Raw genomic sequence first — 19,551 nt, 5'->3', positions numbered from 1 at the left:
ATGGAATATTTATTAATTGCATTAGTATCATATGTTCTTGGCTCTATACCTTTTGGTTTTATACTCACAAAAATATTTTTAAAAAAAGATATTAGAAATATTGGCTCAGGAAATATTGGTGCAACGAATGCCCTAAGAACTGGTAATAAGACTTTAGGATATACGACATTAGCCCTAGATATAGCAAAAGCAGTTATTCCAGTTTTATTTGTAAAATTTAACTATCCAGAATACGTTTTTATAGCTTCTTTAAGTGCATTTTTGGGTCATGTATTTCCTGTATGGCTAAAATTTAAAGGTGGAAAAGGTGTTGCAACTTATGTTGGTATACTTTTTTCTATAAATATTATTCTAGGTTTTGTTTTTGTTGTTAGTTGGGGAATTATATTTGTCATTTCAAAATTTTCATCTTTATCATCAATAATTGCAAGTTTGGTTATTCCACTTTATTTATTCATTTTTGGAAATCATAATTCAATTTTTTTTATGATAATGTTTATTTTAATACTCTATACTCATAGAGAAAACGTTAAACGCCTTAAAAATAAAGAAGAAACAAAGACAAAAATTTATTGATTTGACTATCAAAAGCTTTTGAGTAGTTTGTTTTATAATGAATCTAGTCATCGTAGAAAGTCCTGCTAAAGCTAAAACTATTAATAAATATTTAGGTGATAACTATATTGTTTTAGCAAGTTATGGACATATTAGAGATCTTCCATCAAAAAATGGATCTGTTGATCCAGAAAATAATTTTAAAATGGAATGGGAAGTTGATAGTTTTTCAAAAAAATATCTTAAGGAAATTACTGATGCTGCTAAAATTTCTTCAAAAATAATTTTGGCAACAGACCCTGATCGTGAAGGTGAAGCAATAGCATGGCATGTAAAAGAATATTTGAATGAAAAAAAATTGATAAAAGATAAATATGTTGAAAGAGTTGTTTTTAATGAAATAACCAAAAAAGCAGTAGTGCATGGCATTGAAAATCCTAGGCAAATTGAACCTTTACTTGTTGATGCTTATATGGCTAGAAGAGCTCTAGACTACTTAGTTGGCTTTAACATATCGCCTATACTGTGGACAAAATTGCCAGGATCAAAATCTGCAGGTCGAGTTCAATCAGTAGCCTTAAAACTTATTACTGAAAGAGAGCATGAAATTGAATTATTTAATCCAGAAGAATTTTGGACACTAAGTATTAAATTTAATGATAATAATAAAAATAGTATTCTCGCTAGCATCACTCAACTAGAGAATAAAAAAATTGAAAAATTTTCATTCAAAAATAAAGATGAAATCAAAAAAGCAATGAATACTGTTCAATCTAAAAAATTTCAAATAAGTGATATTTCTAGCAAAGTTGTAAATAGAAATCCTTCTGGTCCATTCACAACTTCTACTCTTCAACAAGTTGCTTCAGGTAGATTAGGGTTTGGAGCATCACGTACAATGCAAATCGCTCAAAAATTGTATCAAGGAATAGAAATTGAGGGAGAAACTATTGGCTTAATTACCTATATGAGAACAGATGGTACAAATCTATCTAAAGATGCTGTGGATGCTTTCAGAAAATATATCAAGATTCAGTTTGGAAGTGAATATTTGCCTGATCAGCCAGCTAGTTATTCTGGTAAAAAAGCAAAAAATGCTCAAGAAGCACATGAAGCAATCCGTCCAACAGATATTATGCGCGCACCTGGGTCTGTTAAAAAATATTTAAGTCCTGATCAGCATAAATTATATGATTTAATTTGGAGTAGAGCCCTTTCTTCTCAAATGCAGCCTGCTCAATTTGACAGAAATACTATTACAATAACTTCAGATGATAATGGAACAATTTGTAAAGCTAGTGGTTCGGTGATTAAATTTGACGGATTCTTAAAAGTTATGAACGATAATAAGAAAGATGAAGATGAAGATATTCTTCCAGAAATGGACAAAGGGCCAATAAATATTGAAGCTTTATTAGACGAACAGCACTTTACACAACCTCCTCCAAGATATTCTGAGGCAAGCTTAGTAAAAAAACTAGAAGAATTAGGAATTGGAAGGCCATCAACATATGCAAGCATAATATCAGTCATATCAACTAGAGGTTATGCTGAAACTATAAATAAAAGATTTCATCCTACTGACCGAGGAAAATTAATATCTGCATTTCTTGAAAAATTATTTTCTAAATACGTTGATTATAATTTTACTGCTGGATTAGAAAATCAATTAGATGACATAACTACAGGCAAAGAAGGATGGATTAGAGTTCTTGAAATGTTTTGGAAAGATTTCAATCAAAATGTGTCTGATGTTAAAGAAAAAAGAACTAGAGAAGTTTTAGACCTTTTAAATGACAGTCTTGGTAGTTTAATTTTTGAAAGAGATAAAGAAGGTAATATAAATAGACAATGTAAACTTTGTGATACGGGATCATTAAGTTTAAAAAATAGTTTTAGAGGTGGTGCTTTTATAGGTTGTTCAAATTATCCAGAGTGTAAATTTACTAGACCTTTATCTAAAGCTAAAGCAGCTGCTCAATCTCAACTAGCAGAACCAAAGTTTATAGGAAAGCATGAAAATGGCAATGACATGTATCTTAAAAATGGAAGATTTGGTCCCTACTTACAATATGAAAAAATTGAAGAATTAAAAGATGAAGCTATTGTTGAAACGAAAAAAAAAAGAAAACAAAAAAAAAGAAAATAGAAAAAGAAGATAACAATTTAAGAAATGTCTCTATACCTAAAGGAATTACATTAGATAGTATAGATCTTGATAGAGCTAAATTCTTATGTTCATTACCTAAAAGCTTAGGCATCAATCCTGAAAATCAAAAAGATATTATATTAAATTCTGGTAGATTTGGCCCTTATTTAAAATGTGAAAATAAATCTGCAAGAATTGAAAATGTAGAAGAAATTTTTTCTATAGGCTTAAATAGAGCAATAACATTAATAGCAGAAGCTAAACCTGGAAGAATGTCAGCATCTATAATTAAAGATCTAGGAGAACATCCTGAGGACAAAAAACCAGTTAGAGTAATGAAAGGTCAATATGGACCTTACATTAAGTATAAATCTTTAAATGCAACTATTCCTGAAGAAAAAGACCCATTGGAGTTAAATATGGAAGAAGCTTTAATATTAATTGAGAAAAGAAAAGAATACGATAGAAATAAAAAAAATAAAAAAAAGAAAAAAGGTAAATAAAAATGAATTATGATGAAAAAATTAACGAATTAAAATTAAAATTACCAGAAGCAAGAGATCCTGTAGGCTCATATGTGGCATCAAAAATAATTGGCAAAATGCTTTTTATATCAGGACAAATTTCTACTAATGTAGATGGTGAGCTAATTAAAGGTAAAATTGGCAAAGAATTAAGCACTGAAGATGGGTATGAAGCGGCTAAAAGATGTGGCCTAAACATTATCTCTCAAGTAAAAAAAGCTTGCAATGATGACCTCTCTAAAGTTAAATCATGTGTGAAGTTAACCGGATTTGTAAATTCTACAGAAGATTTTACTGAACAACCAAAAGTAATTAATGGTGCCTCTGACTTAATTGTATCAGTTTTTGGTGAAGCTGGAATGCATACCAGAGCAGCAGTTAGTACTAATAGTTTACCTCTAGGCGTGTCAGTAGAAGTTGATGCAATATTTGAATTAAACTAGGATCCAATAGCAAAATATTTAATTTTCTGCTCGGACATTTTTTTTGCTGAATAAATGTTTCGCATGTCAAAGATTTTATAATTTTTGTTTTTAACGAGTTTGTTAAAATTTATTGATTTAAAGTCATTCCATTCAGTGTGAATAATAATTAGATCTGAGTTAGAAATTGCAGATTTAATATCATTAGAAAATGTTACATTTTTTAATTTCTTAAAATCATTTTTCTCACCAGTAGGATCAAAGTAATTAATTTTTGCACCTTTTTTATGTAACAAAGGAATCATAGATAGACTAGACGAATCTCTCATATCATCTGTATTTGCTTTAAATGTTACACCTAGAAAACATATTTTCTTATTTTTTATCTTGTTGTTTAAAATTTCAAAAGTTCTTTTAAGTAATAAAGATGATCTATTGTCATTAGATTTAATTACACTTTTGATTACTGATAAATTTGTTTTAAATTTGTCACCAGTTGAAACAATAGCTTTCGTGTCTTTTGGAAAGCATGATCCACCATAAGCCGGACCAGCTCTTAAAAAACGACTACCAATTCTTTTATCAAGACCCATTCCAATAGAAATATCCTCAATATTCACATTTATTTTTTCACATAGATTAGAAAGTTCATTAATAAAGGTTATCTTTGTGGCTAAAAAAGCATTAGACGCATACTTGATTAACTCTGCTGCTCTTCTTGAGGTATTAATATATTTTGCACCTTTAGATATAAGTGGAGAATAGAGATTTTTTAAAATTTTATTTGATCTTTTATTTGATGTACCTATTACAATTCTGTCAGGGTAAATGAAGTCTCTTATAGCCTCACCTTCCCTTAAAAATTCTGGATTTGAAACAACAGAAAATAACTTTTTTGGTATTTTTTTTGATATTATTTTTTCAATTTCATCTCCCGTAGTAACAGGTACAGTCGATTTAGTAATAATAATCTTAAATTTAGAAATAGATCTGCTAATTTCTTTAGCTACATCATAAACCTGTGTTAAATCAGCAGCACTGCTATTTTTTTTGGTAGGTGTTCCAACACATATAAAAATAATATCAGATTTTAAAACAGCTTCTTTTAAATTAGTTGTAAATTTTAATCTGTTGTTTTTAAAATTTTTTAAAACTAACTCTTCTAAACCAGGCTCATAAATAGGAATAATGCCCTGCTTAAGATTGTTAATCTTATTTGAATCTTTATCAACACAAATGACATCGTTACCTAAATCAGAAAAGCAAACACCGCTTACTAAACCTACATAGCCAGTGCCTATCATACATAGTTTCATATCTTTGCAATTTCTAAAGTAGAGTTAATATAACCGTTCATTGTTCCACAGTCTAAATATTTGCCATTAAAGTTATGTCCAATAAATCTATAATTTTCATCTATCAAAGATTGAATAGCATCAGTGATATGAATTTCTTTACCACTACCAGGTCTTAACTTTGATAACTTTTTAAAAATTGTTTTAGGCAAAATATACCTACCAATAACAGCATTTTTTGATGGAGCAGATTTAATTGAAGGCTTTTCTACAACATTTTTGATTATAAAATTATTTTTATCAATATTCTTTTTTATATTGTAAATACCCCATCTAGAAACATCTTTCTTATTAACCTTCATGCTCGCCATAACAGAAGAGTTATATTTTTTATGAATAGAAATCATAGACTTTGAGCAATTACTTTTCATTATTAGATCATCAGGTAATAACATTAAAAAATATTTATCTTTAATAAATTTTTTTGTTTTTAAAACAGCATCACCTGTTCCTAATGGTTTTTCTTGAAATACAAATTTAATCATTTTTTTGTATTTTAATATTTTTTTATACTCTTTAATGATTCTTTGGTCTTTTTTCTTTTTAATAATATCTTTATAAAATTTATCGTTATAAAAATAATTCTTTATCATTAATTTTTTTTTTGAGATAATAAAAATAACTTCTTTTATACCAGCATTAATACATTCATCTAAAATATATTCTATTCCAGGTTTACCGTTAATTGGTAAAAGTTCTTTAGCAAAAACACTTGTGAGAGGTAGCAGTCTTGTTCCAAGTCCTGCAAGCGGAATAATTGCTTGTTTAATCATATAAATGTTTTACTTATTAATACTATTATTACAAATGAAATTAATACGAAAGATAGTTGATTTAAATAAGGCAATAGTCCAAGAGAAAGGACTGGGATTTGTTCCTACAATGGGTGGTTTACATAAAGGCCATGTATCACTTATAAATATTTCCAAAAAAAAATGTAAAAAAACTCTAGTAAGTATTTTTGTAAACCCCTCACAGTTTAACAGCAAAAAAGATTATAAAACATATCCTAGAAACCTTAATAAAGACATTAAGCTTCTTAAGAAATTAAAGATTGACTACCTTTTTATTCCTTCAGTAGATCAGATTTATGGTAAAAAAAAACTGAACAAAATTTTATTAAAAAAATCACAAAAAATATTATGTGCTAAATTTAGAAAAGGTCATTTTGAAGGGGTTATTGATGTTTTAGACCGTTTAACAAACATAATAAGACCAAAAATTATTTGGATGGGTGAAAAAGATTATCAACAATTCTTTTTAGTACGTAATTTTATTGAGAAAAAATATAAAACTAAAGTTAATGTTTGTAAAACTATCAGAGACTCTAATAAAGCAGCTTTATCAACGAGAAATTTTTTATTAAATGCTCATAATCTAAAAATAGCTGGAACAATTGCTGGTGAATTATTCAAATTAAAGAAATTGATCAAAAAAAATATTAAAGATAAAAACTTAATAAAAAAAGCCTCTCATAATCTTATAAAAAAATTTAATATAAAGATTGAATATTTAGAATGTAGAAATCTTATAAATTTGAGTAAAAAAATTAAAAAACATAATTTCAAATTATTTGTTGCTTATTATTTAAGTGGTATTCGACTTATAGATAACTTTTAAAGAAAATACGCACTTACTCCTAGAAAAGATACAAAACCAATAACATCTGTAATTGTTGTAACAAATACACTTGAGGCAATTGCTGGGTCTATGCTCATCTTTTTTAAGGTAATGGGTACAACAATTCCAAATAAACCTGCTACCATCATTGTAATAATCATGGACATAGAAATAATCAATGAAAGTAAATTATCCTGAAACCATAATTGAACTATTAATGCACTAATTACTGCAAAAATAATTCCATTTAAAATACCTATATTAAATTCTTTGAGAATATTTTGTGTAAAATTGTTTTTAGTTAAATCGTTGGTTGCTAAAGTTCTAACTGTTACAGCTAAAGTTTGCATTCCTGCATTACCACCCATTGAAGCTACAATTGGCATTAAAAATGCCAGCACAACCATTTGTTCTATAGTGGCACCAAATAAACTAATAACCCATGTTGCTAGAAAAGCAGTAAATAAATTTAATAATAACCAATTAAATCTACGTCTTGTCTTCTTAAAAACACCATCTGTAATTTCCTCATCTCCTACCCCAGCCAATCTTAAAGCATCTTCTTCTGCTTCTTCTTTAAGGACAGTTAAAATATCATCATACATGATCATTCCAACTAACTTATTAGTTTTGTCTACAACTGCAGCTGAATTTAAATTATAATTTTCAAAAACATGTCCCACTTCTTCTTTGTCCATATCAACAGGAATTAATAATTGAGATTCCGACATAATAGACAACATTTTTGTTTCTCGAGAAGTAGTTAAAACTTTAGAAGAAGGAACGGTTCCTATTGGTTTAAAATCCTCATCTATTATGAAAATTTCTAAAAATTCTTCAGGTAAATCTTTATTATCTCTTAAATAATCTATCGTTTGACCTACAGACCAATTGCTTGGAATTGCTGTAAATTCTCGTTGCATAATTCTCGCTGCTGTATCTTCTGGATAACTTAAACTTTCCAATAATGCGAAACGATCTTTAGGTGGTAAAGAGCTTAATATAGAATTTTTATCTTTTTCTTCTACGTTTTCTAATATTGTGATGGCATCGTCAGACTCAAGATTCTTTAAAAGTCTAACAATACTTTCAGGTGATAGATAGGCTATAATTTCAGATTGTATTGCCTCATTTAATTCAATAAAAACTTGAGGATCGATATTAAATTTATTAAGTTTAATTAAACTTTCTCTATCGCTTTGATTTAAGTGTTCAATAATATCAGCAGCATCAGCTGGATGCATTTCATTAAAAGAATTTGTAATAAATTCAGCATCATTATTGCTAATCTTTGAAGTAACTACTTTTATATACTCTTTGTTAAATTCAAAATTAACTTTTTTATCTTTTATTTTTTTTATTAAAGACATAAATTTACCTATAAATCAATTTTTGCACTAATAGTGTATAATAAGAATAATACAATTTATAAATGAAGATAGAGATAAAAAAGTCAACAAAACCAGTAAAATACCAAGATGCTATAAATTTCTTAGAAAATAGACTGATTGAAATAAATAGTGGTAAAAATAATGAACTAATTTGGATTCTTGAACATGAAGAAGTATTTACTGCTGGTACCAGCTATAAATCAGAGGAAGTTCTCAATAATGAAATAAATCTAGTTAAAACAAATCGCGGTGGCAAAATTACTTATCATGGTCCAGGACAACTAATTTGTTACTTTGTTATCGATTTAAAAAAGAGAGAAAAAGATATTAGAAAATTTATTACATTAATTGAAAAAACAATTATTCAAAGTTTATTAGAATTTAATATCAAAACTTTTGGAGATCCTAAAAATATAGGAATTTGGATTAAGCATAATGATGAAATTAGTAAAGTTGCAGCAATTGGAGTTAGAGTGAGTAAGTGGATTGCTTATCATGGTTTTGCAATCAATATTGATAATGATCTTAATAATTATAAAAAAATAATACCTTGTGGTATTTCAGATAAAAGTGTGACTAATCTTAAAATGATCAATAACCAAAATTATGAGAATTTAAAAGATATCGTTATTGATAAATTTTCTAAGAATTTGGAAGTCTAAGTCTTTTAGTTTTTAAAAGTTTTTTAAAATAATCGGGTAACAAAGCCGTGTAGGTATACTTCTTATCCTTTATCATAAATTTAATTTGATATGAATGTAGCATTAAATTCTTATTAATTGCCTTGTCAGTATTACTAAATTTATATTTTTGGTCTCCATAAATAGGGCATCCAACAGCATAAAGTTGTTTTCTTAATTGGTGTTTTCGTCCCGTTATAGGTTTCATTTCAACTAAACTACATATAGAATTTTTATCTAAAACCTTATAAAGAGTTCTAGCTTTTTCAACTATTTCTTTATCATTATCATACCTTGTTAAATCATTATTCCATTCACCAGAGTCTTTCTCTAGTTCTCCATGACAAATGGCAAGATAAGTTTTGTGAACTTTTCTTAGTCTAAATAGAGATGTTAATAGTTGGGCTGACTCTCTATGTTTAGCCATAATAAAAACACCTGAGGTATCTTTATCTAATCTATGAACTGAAAAAGGTTTGGTATTTTGAAAAATCTCACTTCGAGCAAAAATATCTACTAGATTTTTTTTAGACTTAGTTCCACCTTGAACCGAAATACCTGCACTCTTATTTAAAACAATAAAATCTTCGTTGTTATCAATAATCAAATCCTCATTTTCCTTAATAACCTCCTCTGTAGGAACAAATTTAATTGTTTTTTGAGCTATAGTTTCTTTAAAATCAAAATTAAAAATATTAATCACATCACCAGTTTTAACTTTATGTGAGCTTTTTACTTTTTTAGTGTTTATTTTTATTTTTCCACTTTTTAAACTTTTTTCAATTAAGCTTTGTGGATAATTACCAAGATTATTACGAATCCATCTGTCGATACGCATATCGTTGAACGTTGAATCAACGTTGAATGACTTTTTCATGATGTTATATTATTATATAAAAATTAAGCAGTAGCTAATTTTTTCTCTTCAGTTTTATCTTTTGAAACGTCTTTTTTCTTTCTATCAACTCTTTTAGCTTCTACATCTCTATCAACAAATTCAATTACTGCCATTGGTGCATTGTCACCATATCTAAAACCTGCCTTAACTATTCGAGTATAACCACCATTTCTAGAGGCATATCTTTTAGATAAAGTTTTTTTAACCTTATTTGCTGATGAAATATCTTGTAGTTTTGACATTAACATTTTTGTAGTTTGTAAAGTTTCTTTTTTTCCAAGTGTTATAATCTTGTCTGCTTGGGGTTTTAGGAATTTAGCCTTTGGAAGTGTCGTTGTAATCTGTTCATATTTTATTAAAGAATTTAGCATATTCTTCAGTAAAGCTTTTCTATGTTCAGAAGTTCTGTTTAACTTCTTATTGGCCATTCCGTGTCTCATTAGATCTGTTCCTCTAACTTCTTAGACATTTCAGCAATATTATCTGGTGGCCAGTTAGGTATTTCCATACCAAGATATAAAGACATGCCAGTTAATACTTCTTTAATCTCATTCAATGACTTTCTACCAAAATTAGGTGTTCTAAGCATTTCACCTTCAGATTTTTGAACTAAATCACCAATGTAAATTATATTATCATTCTTTAAGCAATTCATAGAACGTACTGATAATTCAAGTTCATCAACTTTTCTTAATAAGTTCTTATTAAATTCTGGTTCAGTTGACACTTCTTTTATAGGAGCTTCAACTGGTTCATCAAAATTAACAAACATATTTAGTTGATCTTGAAAAATTCTAGCAGAATAAGCAACTGCATCTTCAGCTGAAATTGAACCATTTGTTTCAACTTCCATAGTTAACTTATCGTAATCAAGAGCTTTTCCTTCTCTAGCTGTGCTAACAGAAAAAGAAACTTTTTTAACTGGGCTATATAAAGAGTCTATTGCTATTAAACCTAATGGTGGTTCCTCAGGTTTATTCATTACAGCAGGGACATAACCTTTACCTGTGCCAACATTCATTTCCATGTGAAAATGTGTATTTTCATCAAGGTTACAGATAACTAAATCTGGATTTAAAATTTCAATATCAGTAACTGGTGTTATATCAGAGGCTTTAATTTCACCAGGACCTTTAGCGTCTAAAATAAGTTTTTTAGTACTTTCAGATGAGCTTTTTAATGCTAAAGATTTAACGTTAAGAACTATATCTGTTACATCTTCTCTAACACCTTTTATAGATGTAAATTCATGTAGCACACCATCAATTTGAATAGAAGTTACAGCGGCTCCTCTTATAGATGAAAGTAAAATTCTTCTTAGTGAATTTCCTAATGTTAATCCATAACCTTTTTCTAAAGGTTCTGCTACAATTTTTGCATGTGATTTATCATCATTAATTTTTACATCTAATTGGGCTGGTTTAATTAATGCTTTCCAATTTTTTGCATTTACATTTAAACTTTCCATTTATTAAACTCTCCTTTTTTTTGGTGGTCTTACGCCGTTATGTGGCATTGGTGTAGTATCTTTAATTGAAAGAATTTTAAAACCTCTTGCTTGTAAAGCTCTCAAAGCAGTTTCTCTTCCTGAACCAGGTCCTTTAACCTCAACTGATAAAGTTTTCATTCCGTACTCTAAAGCTTTAGATGCGGCAGAGTCTGCAGCAATTTGTGCAGCATATGGAGTTGATTTTCTTGAACCTTTGAATCCTTTTTGTCCTGCCGAAGCCCATGAAATAACGTTACCATTAGTATCTGCGATGGATATTATTGTATTATTAAATGTTGATTGCACATAAGCAATACCATTAAGAATATTTTTCTTTATCTTCTTTTTTTTAGAATATGAGCTTTTTTTAGATTTCTTATCAGCTTTTTTTTCTACAACAGCATCCTTATTTTCAACTTTGTCAACTTTAGCCATAAATAAATTATTTTTTAAGTGGTGTTAATTTTTTTCCTGCAATCGCGATCGCCTTACCTTTTCTTGTTCTTGCATTACATCTTGTTCTTTGCCCTCTAACAGGAAGTTTTTTTCTGTGACGAGACCCTCTGTAACAAGCAAGATCGATTAATCTTTTTATGGTTAAAGAATAATCTCTTCTTAAGTCACCCTCTACTTTAAAGTTTGAGTCAATATATTCTCTAATTTTTAGAATATCTTCGTCAGTAAGTTCATTAATTCTTTTTTCTCTGGGAATTTCAAGTGATGTACAAATCTGATTAGAAAACTTATCACCAATACCATAGATATAGGTAAGTCCTATGTGAACAAGTTTGTTTTGCGGAATATTTACACCTGCTATACGAGCCATATTTTTGAGAATAAATTTAGCCTTTTATATAAGAAGATGTTCCAAAGTCAACGTCTTAAACCTTAAGAATATCATTAATTTTATTGGTAATTTGACCAATTTCATCTGCTCCATCAATTTCTGTGAAATTTGAATTTTTAATATAAAAATCTAATACAGGTTTTGTAGCCGTCATATAAGTATCGTATCTTGCGATGACCACTTCTAAATTATCATCTTTTCTTTTTTTTAAATGTTCAGCACCACAGGGATGCAATTCAATTTCTTTTTTGTTAAAATAAGCGTTTAAAGTCATATTGCATATATCACAGGTCATTCTTCCCATAATACGTTTTTCAATAATATCTCTTGAAACATTTAAGAATATTGTATGACCTATAGATTGATTAAATTCATTCAATATAATTTCTAAATTAATTGCTTGCTCGACATTTCTTGGATAGCCATCAAATATAATTCTATCTCTAAATTTTAAATTAGTAATTGATTGTTTCAGCAATTTATTCACTATTTCATCTGAAACAAATTTTCCGTTTGAAATAAGTTCTTCAATTTCACTTCCAAGTTCAGTATTTAGCTTAACTTCATTTCTTAATAAATTACCCGTTGATAATTGAAAATAATTATGCTTCTTTACAATGAACTGTGCTTGAGTCCCCTTTCCAGCACCTGGGGGTCCAAATAAAATTATATTCACGATTTTTACTTACCGAATTTTGTTTTTTTTATTAATTGCTCGTATTGAGAGCTCATTAATCTAGTTTGTATTTGAGTTACGGTATCAATTGCTACAACAACAACAATTAGAATTGATGTTCCACCCAAGTAAAAAGGTATTGGATAATTTGCAATTAAAAACTCAGGCATTAAACAAACTAATGTTAAATAAAGAGCGCCAATTGTTGTAAGTTTTGTTATAATTTTTTCAATATATAATGCTGTATTTTCACCAGGTCTAATTCCAGGAACAAACCCTCCATATTTTCTTAAATTATCTGCAGTCTCAGTCGGATTAAAAGTAATTGAGGTATAAAAAAAAGTAAAAAATATTATTCCTGAAGCATATAAGATCATATAAAGAGGCTGACCTTGTGTAAAATAAGAACTTATATTTAAAAATGTATCATTGTCAGAAAAGCTAAATCCTGAAAAAGTCACTGGTAATAACAATAAAGCAGAAGCAAAAATAGCAGGGATAACTCCAGCTTGGTTTATCTTTAAAGGTAAATGAGAAGACTCTCCACCATACATTTTGTTACCCATTTGTCTTTTTGGATAGTTTATAAGAATTTTTCTTAATGCTCTTTCCATAAAAACGATAAACATTATTGTGGCAATTAATAAAACAAATATTGCTATAATCATGAATGTTGAAACAGCTCCTGTTCTACCTAACTCAAAAGTAGTAACTAAAGCTCTTGGTATTTCAGCAACTATACCAGCAAAAATAATTAGCGAGATACCGTTTCCAATCCCTCTTTGTGTAATTTGCTCACCTAACCACATTAAAAACATTGTGCCAGCAACAATAGTTGAAACAGTAGTTATTTTAAAAAATAGACCTGGGTTTATAACTAAGTTTGGTGAAGACTCTAGACCAATCGATAATCCGTAACCTTGAATTGTAGCAAGCAAAACAGTTCCGTATCTTGTAATTTGAGTAATTTTTGCTCTACCTGTTTCACCTTGAGATTTTAAGTGCTTAAAGTAATCAGAAACACCAGTTAACAACTGAACAATAATAGATGAGGAAATATAAGGCATTATACCTAATGCAAATATAGCCATTCTACTAACAGCTCCTCCTGCAAAAACATTAAACATGCCTAGCAACCCTTTTTGATTACCATCCATCATTACCTGCAATTGATCTGGGTCAATACCTGGAAGAGGTACAAATGTACCAAATCTGTAGACTGCTAGAATAAATATTGTAAAAATTATTCGATTTTTAAGATCATTAGTTTGAGAAGATGCACTCATAATATCTTAATTATTTTTTTAACTGTATTGATCCACCTGCTTTTTCAAGTTTTTCTACTGCGGACTTTGAGATTAAATCAGCTTCAATATTTATTTTATCTTTGATCTCTCCTGTACCAAGGATTTTTAATTTATCTGAGTTTTTATTAATCAATTTTAATTTTTTTAATAAAGCTATGTTAATAACATCACTTGAATTGATAGTTTTTTCATCAATAAATGATTGAATTTTTTCTAAATTAATAATTGCAATTGCTGCCTGGTATCTTTTGATTGCATTAAATCCTCTTTTAGGCAGTCTTCTATATAAAGGCATTTGTCCACCTTCAAAAGCTTTTATTGCTACACCAGATCTTGACTTTTGACCTTTCACACCTCTTCCAGATGTTTTACCCTTACCAGATCCAATACCTCTACCTACTCTAATTTTTTTCTTTGTAACTTTTCCAGTTGTATTAAGTGTGCTCATTATCCTCTTTTTTCAATTACATCAGAAATTTTTTTATTTCTAATCGTTGCTATGTGTTTTGGTGAATTTTGTTTTGATAAAGCTTTCATTGTTGCTCTAATCATATTATGTGGGTTAGATGTTCCCATAGATTTTGCAACAATATCTTTTATACCTAAAACTTCGCAAACAGACCTAACAGGTCCACCAGCAATAATACCGGTTCCTTTAGGAGCTGATCTTAAAACAATTTTACCAGCACCATCTTTACCATAAACATCATGGTGAATAGTTCTTCCTTCTCTAAGTGGAATATGTATTAATTTTCTACGTGCTGTTTCATTAGCTTTCTTTATAGCATCAGGTACTTGTTTTGCTTTTGCGTGAGCTATACCAATTTTTCCTGCTTGATTTCCAACAACCACAAGTGCTGAAAAACCAAACCTACGTCCACCTTTTACAACTTTTGTAATTCTATTGATGTGAACTAATTTTTCTAAGATACCGTCATCGTTCTTATTTTTAAAATCCATAATTAAAATTCCATTCCATTTTTACGTAAAGTATCAGCAAAAGCCTTAACTCTACCGTGATATTTATATATTCCTCTATCAAAATATATTTTTGTTATCTTTTTTTCTTGTGCTTTTTTTGCTAATTTTTCAGCTACAATTTTTGAAATTTCAGTTTTGTTAGTTTTATCCATTGCCCTGATATCTTTTTCTACAGATGAGCATGAGACCACAGTTATATTTTTTGTATCATCAATAATTTGAGCTGAAATATTATTTGCAGATCTAGAAATACTCAATCTTAGTCTGTCTGGAGAAGATACCTTTTTTAACTTTCCAGTTACTCTAAACTTTTTTCTTTGAATTGTGTTTAATTTCATTATTTTTTCTTTCCTTCTTTTCTTAAAATATACTGTCCTTTTTCTCTTATACCTTTGCCCTTATAAGGTTCTGGCTTTCTAAAAGATTTTATTTTTGAAACAACCATTCCCACTTGTTGTTTGTCTGATCCACTAACTTTAACTATAGTTTGTTTTTCTACAGCAATTTTAATACCTTCAGGGATATCAAAGTTTATATCATGACTGTAACCTAGCTGTAAATTTAGCTGTTTGTCTTTAAGGGCAGCTCTATAACCAACTCCTACAAGCTCAAGTGTTTTTTCATAGCCTTTACTTGAACCAATTACTGCATTATTTATTAGACTTCTATTCATGCCCCATAATCTTTTTGAATTTTGATCTAATTTTTTTGGTTTAATTGATATTTCTTTGCCTTCAGCAATATCTACATTAAACATATCTAAATCAACGTTTAACGATTTTTTACCTAATGGCCCCTCTATGTTCAAAACATTGCCAGATAGAACTGCTTTTACTTTTTCTGGGATTGAAATACTTATTTTACCAATTTTAGACATTAAAATACCTTACAAATAATTTCGCCACCTACTTTTTGTTTTCTAGCTTCAATATCAGTCATTACACCTTTTGGTGTTGATACAATTGCTATTCCAAGACCACCGTTAATTTTTGGTAAGCTATCAGCACTAGAAAATATTCTTCTTCCTGGTTTAGACACTCTTTCAAAAGTGCTAATTACTGGATTTCCTGAGTAATACTTAAGGTCAACAGATAATGTTGGTTTTTTATCATCTGTTTCAATTTTATAATCTTTTATAAAGCCTTCACTTTTTAAAATATCTGCAATCTTAACTTTAAAGTTAGAAGAAGGCAGTGATACTTTTTTATGGTTTCTAAGTAGAGCGTTCTTTATTCTTGCAATCATATCCCCAATTGGGTCACTTAAACTCATATTATCCTTTCTACCAACTGGACTTAGTCATGCCAGGAATTAATCCATGCAGTCCCAAGTCTCTTAAGGCTATTCTTGATATTTTTAATTTTCTGTAAACACCATGCGGTCTACCTGTAATTTGACATCTGTTCATAACTCTATTTTTTGCAGAATTACGTGGTAAATTTGATAATTTTTGTTGAGCTTTAAATCTTTCTTCTAATGATATTTTCTTATCCATTACAATCTTCTTTAAAGCTTGTCTCTTTTTATAAAGCCTATCAGAAAGTTTAATTCTCTTATTGTTTTTATTAATTGCGCTTACTTTTGCCATTTTTAATTATCTCCTTTTTTAATGAACGGGAAATTAAGTTTTTCTAGTAGAGCAAAACTATGCTCTTTACTTATCGCAGAAATCACGACAACAATATCAAGACCTCTAATTTTATCAATTCTATCGAAGTTAACTTCAGGAAAAATTATATGTTCTTTGATTCCAAAAGTATAATTTCCAAACTTATCAAAACCCTTAGGTGATAAGCCTCTAAAATCTTTAATTCTAGGTAAGGCAATATTCACTAATCTATCTATAAATTCATACATCTTGTTACCTCTTAACGTAACTTTTAATCCTGCATTTGTGCCTTTTCTTGTCTTAAAATTTGCAACTGATTTTTTAAATTTAGTAACAACTGGTTTTTGGCCAGCAATTTTTCCTAAATCTTCTTCGGTAGATTTCATGATTTTTGCATCCGCACCATCTAAACCTAGGCCCATATTTATAACTACTTTTTGTAATTTTGGACCCATGTAAGTGTTTTTAAAACCAAGCTGCTCTTTTAACTGTGGCTGGATTTCTTTGTAATAAAGTTCTTTTAATCTAGGTGTCATTATTTCTTAGCCTCAATTTTTTTTGTTTTCGATTTGTCATCAACAAGTTTTAAATTAGATAAATGAATAAAGCTTTCTTTAGAAATTATTCCACCTTTTTTTTCTTTTGTTGTTTTGACATGTTTTTTAACAATGTTAATTCCTTGAACTTTTGCTCTATTATTAGGTCTATCAATTTCTATAACTTCACCTTCTTTTTTTCTATCTCTTCCAGTTAAAATTCTCACTTTTAAACCTTTTTTAATCATTATAAAACCTCTGGAGCCAATGAAATAATCTTCATTTGACCTCTATTTCTTAATTCTCTTGTTACAGGACCAAAAATTCTTGTGCCAACAGGTTCACCTTTATCATCAACTAGAACAGCTGCATTGTTATCAAATCTAACTTTAGACCCATCATCTCTATGAATGCCTTTCTTAACTCTTACTACTACAGCTTTATGAACTGATCCTTTTTTTACCTTACCTTTTGGTAAAGCTTCTTTAACAGCAATTACAATGGTATCTCCAATACTTGCATATCTACGTTTAGAACCACCTAAAACTTTGATACATTCAATTCTTTTTGCACCAGTGTTATCAGCTACTAATAATTCTGTTTGTACTTGTATCATTTAGATCCATCCATTACTTGAAACTTTTTATTTTTTGAAAAAGGTTTACTTTCAATAATTGAAACCGTGTCTCCAATTTTATATTTATTTTTTTCATCATGAGCGTTATATTTTTTTCTTACTTTAACAACTTTCTTTAATACAGGATGTGAATATTTTCTTTCAACTGAAACAGTTATAGTTTTATTGGCTTTATCGCTAGTTACTACTCCTGTTAATATTTTTTTAGGCATTTAACTTTCCTTTTAGTATAGTTTTTAATCTTGCTATAGTTTTTTTAGTCTGTCCTATTTTAGATGGATTTGTAACTTGTGAGTTAATTTTTTGAAATCTAAAATTAAATAAATCTTTTTTTAATTTATCAATATTCTTGATAACTTCATCTTTTGATAATTTTTTAATTTCTTGTTTTTTCATTTTTATACAAATCTTTTAATAAATTTAGTTTTAATTGGTAATTTAGCTGAAGCTTTGTAAAGGGCTTCTTTAGCAATAGTTTCTGAAACACCATCAATTTCAAATAAAATTCTGCCTGGCTTAACTCTACAAGCCCAATATTCTGGTGCACCCTTGCCTTTTCCCATACGTACTTCTACAGGTTTTTTTGAAACAGGAATATTTGGAAAAATTCTCGTCCAAACTCTACCTTGTCTTTTCATGTGTCTAGTTAAAGCGACTCTAGCAGCTTCAATTTGTTTACCAATAATTCTTTCTGGGGCCATTGCTTTCAAAGCATAAGATCCATAATTTATTTTACTTGCACGTGTTGCTGTACCATGAATTCTTCCTTTATGAGCTTTTCTGTATTTTGTTCTAACTGGCTGTAGCATAATTATTCTTTAACCTCTTTTGGTACTATTTTATTTGTTTCTTGGCTAAATTCTTTAGCAAAAACTTCTCCTTTATAGATCCATACTTTGATACCAATAATCCCAAAAGTAGTTAGTGCTTCAGCTTCAGCATAATCAATATCAGCTCTTAAAGTGTGAGAAGGAATGCTTCCGTCTCTTAACCATTCAGTTCTTGCAATTTCATTTCCACCTAATCTCCCACTAATAGATACTTTAATTCCTTTTGCTCCTAACCTTAGACAAGATTGCATAGCTCTTTTCATTGCTCTTCTATATGAAATTCTTTTAACAAGTTGCTGAGCAATATTTTCTGCAACTAAATATGCATTAGTTTCAGGTTTTTTTACCTCTTTAATATTTAGAGTAACTTCATTGCTAGTAAATTTTGATAAATTATTTTTAATTTTATCAATATCACTACCTTTTTTACCAATCACAAAACCTGGTCGAGAAGTATAAATGGTAACGTAACATTTGTTTGATGTTCTTTCGATCATAACTTTTGAAACACCAGAATTAACTACATTTTTTTTGATATATTCTCTTATTTTAAAATCTTCTATTAAATAATTTCCAAAATCTTTCTTTTTCGCATACCAAACAGAGTCCCATCCTCTATTCACACCAAGTCTAAAACCTACTGGATTAACTTTTTGTCCCATGACTCTCCATTTTTTTTGCTTCTGATAAAATTATAGTAACTGTTGAATATGGTTTCAAAATCGGAGCTGCTCTTCCTTTGGCTCTTGGTCTAAACCTTTTCATAACAACTTTTTTTCCACAATATGCCTCTTTAACTATTAGTTTATCTATATCGTATTGATTATTATTTTCTGCATTTGCAACTGCAGATGAAACTGTTTTTCTGATTTCTTTAGTAATTCTTTTAGCAGAAAATTGAAGTTCTCGAATTGCAACATCAACTTTTTTGCCTACTATAGCTTTTAAAATTGGATTTAGTTTTCTAACACTAGATCTGATGTTGTTATTAACTGATCTAACAGTGTTTTCTTTTAATTTATTAATTTTTTTTGTCTTACTCATA

General features: G+C 29.0%; 28 protein-coding genes and 1 pseudogene. 5 read left to right on the top strand and 24 right to left on the bottom strand.

What is annotated here, in order from left to right:
- The 3 genes and pseudogenes from plsY (at position 1) to AC5SLL_RS02655 (ending at position 3,671) form a co-directional block, all read left to right on the top strand.
- Positions 1–576, top strand: coding sequence for a glycerol-3-phosphate 1-O-acyltransferase PlsY (gene plsY / locus AC5SLL_RS02665; protein ID WP_494586950.1), 576 nt, complete (start codon positions 1–3; stop codon positions 574–576).
- 37 nt (positions 577–613) lie between these two features.
- Positions 614–3,207, top strand: a pseudogene (gene topA, locus AC5SLL_RS02660) (type I DNA topoisomerase).
- Positions 3,208–3,209: 2 nt separating this feature from the next.
- Entirely contained in the window at positions 3,210–3,671 is a 462-nt protein-coding gene (locus AC5SLL_RS02655) for a RidA family protein (protein WP_494573624.1), read from the top strand.
- Here the strand turns inward: AC5SLL_RS02655 and AC5SLL_RS02650 are convergent.
- Entirely contained in the window at positions 3,668–4,966 is a 1,299-nt protein-coding gene (locus AC5SLL_RS02650) for a UDP-glucose dehydrogenase family protein (protein ID WP_494586949.1), read from the bottom strand. The genes AC5SLL_RS02655 and AC5SLL_RS02650 overlap by 4 nt on opposite strands.
- The gene (locus tag AC5SLL_RS02645) at positions 4,963–5,778 is read right to left on the bottom strand and encodes a sugar phosphate nucleotidyltransferase (protein ID WP_494573622.1); all 816 of its coding nucleotides are present in this window, start codon (positions 5,776–5,778) and stop codon (positions 4,963–4,965) included. The genes AC5SLL_RS02650 and AC5SLL_RS02645 overlap by 4 nt, the downstream gene beginning before the upstream one ends.
- A 4-nt stretch (positions 5,779–5,782) precedes the next feature.
- On the opposite strand from AC5SLL_RS02645, the gene panC reads away from it, so the two are divergent.
- Positions 5,783–6,625 carry a pantoate--beta-alanine ligase gene (gene panC / locus AC5SLL_RS02640; protein WP_494586948.1) on the top strand — a complete coding sequence of 281 codons (843 nt, stop codon included), beginning with the start codon at positions 5,783–5,785 and terminating at the stop codon, positions 6,623–6,625.
- On the opposite strand, the gene mgtE is transcribed toward panC, so the two are convergent.
- Entirely contained in the window at positions 6,622–7,995 is a 1,374-nt protein-coding gene (gene mgtE, locus AC5SLL_RS02635) for a magnesium transporter (protein WP_494573620.1), read from the bottom strand. The genes panC and mgtE overlap by 4 nt on opposite strands.
- A 62-nt stretch (positions 7,996–8,057) precedes the next feature.
- Between mgtE and lipB the strand changes: the two genes are divergently transcribed.
- Entirely contained in the window at positions 8,058–8,678 is a 621-nt protein-coding gene (gene lipB, locus AC5SLL_RS02630; RefSeq protein WP_494586947.1) for a lipoyl(octanoyl) transferase LipB, read from the top strand.
- Here lipB and AC5SLL_RS02625 read toward each other — a convergent pair.
- The 21 genes from AC5SLL_RS02625 to rplV are packed head-to-tail and all read right to left on the bottom strand — an operon-like array spanning position 8,659 to position 19,550.
- The gene (locus AC5SLL_RS02625) at positions 8,659–9,573 is read right to left on the bottom strand and encodes an RluA family pseudouridine synthase (RefSeq protein WP_494586946.1); all 915 of its coding nucleotides are present in this window, start codon (positions 9,571–9,573) and stop codon (positions 8,659–8,661) included. The two genes, lipB and AC5SLL_RS02625, sit on opposite strands and share 20 nt — an antisense overlap.
- Before the next feature lie 23 nt (positions 9,574–9,596).
- Entirely contained in the window at positions 9,597–10,034 is a 438-nt protein-coding gene (gene rplQ / locus AC5SLL_RS02620) for a 50S ribosomal protein L17 (protein WP_494573617.1), read from the bottom strand.
- Positions 10,034–11,062, bottom strand: coding sequence for a DNA-directed RNA polymerase subunit alpha (locus tag AC5SLL_RS02615; protein ID WP_494586945.1), 1,029 nt, complete (start codon positions 11,060–11,062; stop codon positions 10,034–10,036). Before AC5SLL_RS02615 ends, rplQ begins: the two co-directional genes overlap by 1 nt.
- A gap of 3 nt (positions 11,063–11,065) precedes the next feature.
- Positions 11,066–11,518 carry a 30S ribosomal protein S11 gene (gene rpsK, locus AC5SLL_RS02610; protein ID WP_494573615.1) on the bottom strand — a complete coding sequence of 151 codons (453 nt, stop codon included), beginning with the start codon at positions 11,516–11,518 and terminating at the stop codon, positions 11,066–11,068.
- Positions 11,519–11,525: 7 nt separating this feature from the next.
- On the bottom strand, positions 11,526–11,909 hold the full coding sequence (gene rpsM / locus AC5SLL_RS02605) for a 30S ribosomal protein S13 (RefSeq protein ID WP_494573614.1): 384 nt from the start codon (positions 11,907–11,909) through the stop codon (positions 11,526–11,528).
- A 55-nt stretch (positions 11,910–11,964) separates the two neighbouring features.
- The gene (locus AC5SLL_RS02600) at positions 11,965–12,606 is read right to left on the bottom strand and encodes an adenylate kinase (RefSeq protein ID WP_494586944.1); all 642 of its coding nucleotides are present in this window, start codon (positions 12,604–12,606) and stop codon (positions 11,965–11,967) included.
- A 5-nt stretch (positions 12,607–12,611) separates the two neighbouring features.
- The gene (gene secY / locus AC5SLL_RS02595; protein ID WP_494573612.1) at positions 12,612–13,892 is read right to left on the bottom strand and encodes a preprotein translocase subunit SecY; all 1,281 of its coding nucleotides are present in this window, start codon (positions 13,890–13,892) and stop codon (positions 12,612–12,614) included.
- A 10-nt stretch (positions 13,893–13,902) separates the two neighbouring features.
- Positions 13,903–14,361, bottom strand: coding sequence for a 50S ribosomal protein L15 (gene rplO / locus AC5SLL_RS02590; protein WP_494573611.1), 459 nt, complete (start codon positions 14,359–14,361; stop codon positions 13,903–13,905).
- Positions 14,361–14,873, bottom strand: coding sequence for a 30S ribosomal protein S5 (rpsE, locus tag AC5SLL_RS02585; protein WP_494573610.1), 513 nt, complete (start codon positions 14,871–14,873; stop codon positions 14,361–14,363). The genes rplO and rpsE overlap by 1 nt, the downstream gene beginning before the upstream one ends.
- Positions 14,874–14,875: 2 nt before the next feature.
- A complete protein-coding gene (gene rplR / locus AC5SLL_RS02580) occupies positions 14,876–15,232 on the bottom strand; it encodes a 50S ribosomal protein L18 (protein WP_494573609.1) in 357 nt (118 codons plus the stop codon).
- On the bottom strand, positions 15,232–15,771 hold the full coding sequence (gene rplF, locus AC5SLL_RS02575; protein ID WP_347186778.1) for a 50S ribosomal protein L6: 540 nt from the start codon (positions 15,769–15,771) through the stop codon (positions 15,232–15,234). The genes rplR and rplF overlap by 1 nt, the downstream gene beginning before the upstream one ends.
- Positions 15,771–16,166, bottom strand: a complete 396-nt coding sequence (rpsH, locus tag AC5SLL_RS02570) for a 30S ribosomal protein S8 (RefSeq protein WP_347186777.1) — start codon at positions 16,164–16,166, stop codon at positions 15,771–15,773. The genes rplF and rpsH overlap by 1 nt, the downstream gene beginning before the upstream one ends.
- Before the next feature lie 10 nt (positions 16,167–16,176).
- Positions 16,177–16,482, bottom strand: coding sequence for a 30S ribosomal protein S14 (gene rpsN / locus AC5SLL_RS02565; RefSeq protein ID WP_347186776.1), 306 nt, complete (start codon positions 16,480–16,482; stop codon positions 16,177–16,179).
- A gap of 2 nt (positions 16,483–16,484) precedes the next feature.
- Positions 16,485–17,039, bottom strand: a complete 555-nt coding sequence (gene rplE, locus AC5SLL_RS02560) for a 50S ribosomal protein L5 (protein WP_347186775.1) — start codon at positions 17,037–17,039, stop codon at positions 16,485–16,487.
- Positions 17,039–17,287 (bottom strand): 50S ribosomal protein L24, encoded by a 249-nt coding sequence (gene rplX, locus AC5SLL_RS02555; RefSeq protein WP_494586943.1) that lies wholly within the window; start codon positions 17,285–17,287, stop codon positions 17,039–17,041. Before rplX ends, rplE begins: the two co-directional genes overlap by 1 nt.
- On the bottom strand, positions 17,287–17,655 hold the full coding sequence (gene rplN / locus AC5SLL_RS02550) for a 50S ribosomal protein L14 (protein WP_347186773.1): 369 nt from the start codon (positions 17,653–17,655) through the stop codon (positions 17,287–17,289). Before rplN ends, rplX begins: the two co-directional genes overlap by 1 nt.
- Positions 17,652–17,888 carry a 30S ribosomal protein S17 gene (gene rpsQ / locus AC5SLL_RS02545; RefSeq protein ID WP_494573608.1) on the bottom strand — a complete coding sequence of 79 codons (237 nt, stop codon included), beginning with the start codon at positions 17,886–17,888 and terminating at the stop codon, positions 17,652–17,654. The genes rplN and rpsQ overlap by 4 nt, the downstream gene beginning before the upstream one ends.
- Positions 17,881–18,072: a 50S ribosomal protein L29 gene (rpmC, locus tag AC5SLL_RS02540; protein WP_347186771.1), complete on the bottom strand. Its 192-nt coding sequence runs from the start codon at positions 18,070–18,072 to the stop codon at positions 17,881–17,883. Before rpmC ends, rpsQ begins: the two co-directional genes overlap by 8 nt.
- Positions 18,073–18,074: 2 nt before the next feature.
- Positions 18,075–18,485: a 50S ribosomal protein L16 gene (gene rplP / locus AC5SLL_RS02535; RefSeq protein WP_494573607.1), complete on the bottom strand. Its 411-nt coding sequence runs from the start codon at positions 18,483–18,485 to the stop codon at positions 18,075–18,077.
- A gap of 2 nt (positions 18,486–18,487) precedes the next feature.
- The gene (gene rpsC, locus AC5SLL_RS02530; protein WP_494573606.1) at positions 18,488–19,168 is read right to left on the bottom strand and encodes a 30S ribosomal protein S3; all 681 of its coding nucleotides are present in this window, start codon (positions 19,166–19,168) and stop codon (positions 18,488–18,490) included.
- Positions 19,152–19,550 (bottom strand): 50S ribosomal protein L22, encoded by a 399-nt coding sequence (rplV, locus tag AC5SLL_RS02525; RefSeq protein WP_494573605.1) that lies wholly within the window; start codon positions 19,548–19,550, stop codon positions 19,152–19,154. The genes rpsC and rplV overlap by 17 nt, the downstream gene beginning before the upstream one ends.
- Position 19,551 lies beyond the last annotated feature (1 nt).

The sequence above is a fragment of the Candidatus Pelagibacter sp. PS_43 genome, from assembly GCF_059417795.1.
The sequence above is the reverse complement of the archived record's forward strand: the minus strand, read 5'-3'. Positions and strand labels throughout refer to the sequence as shown.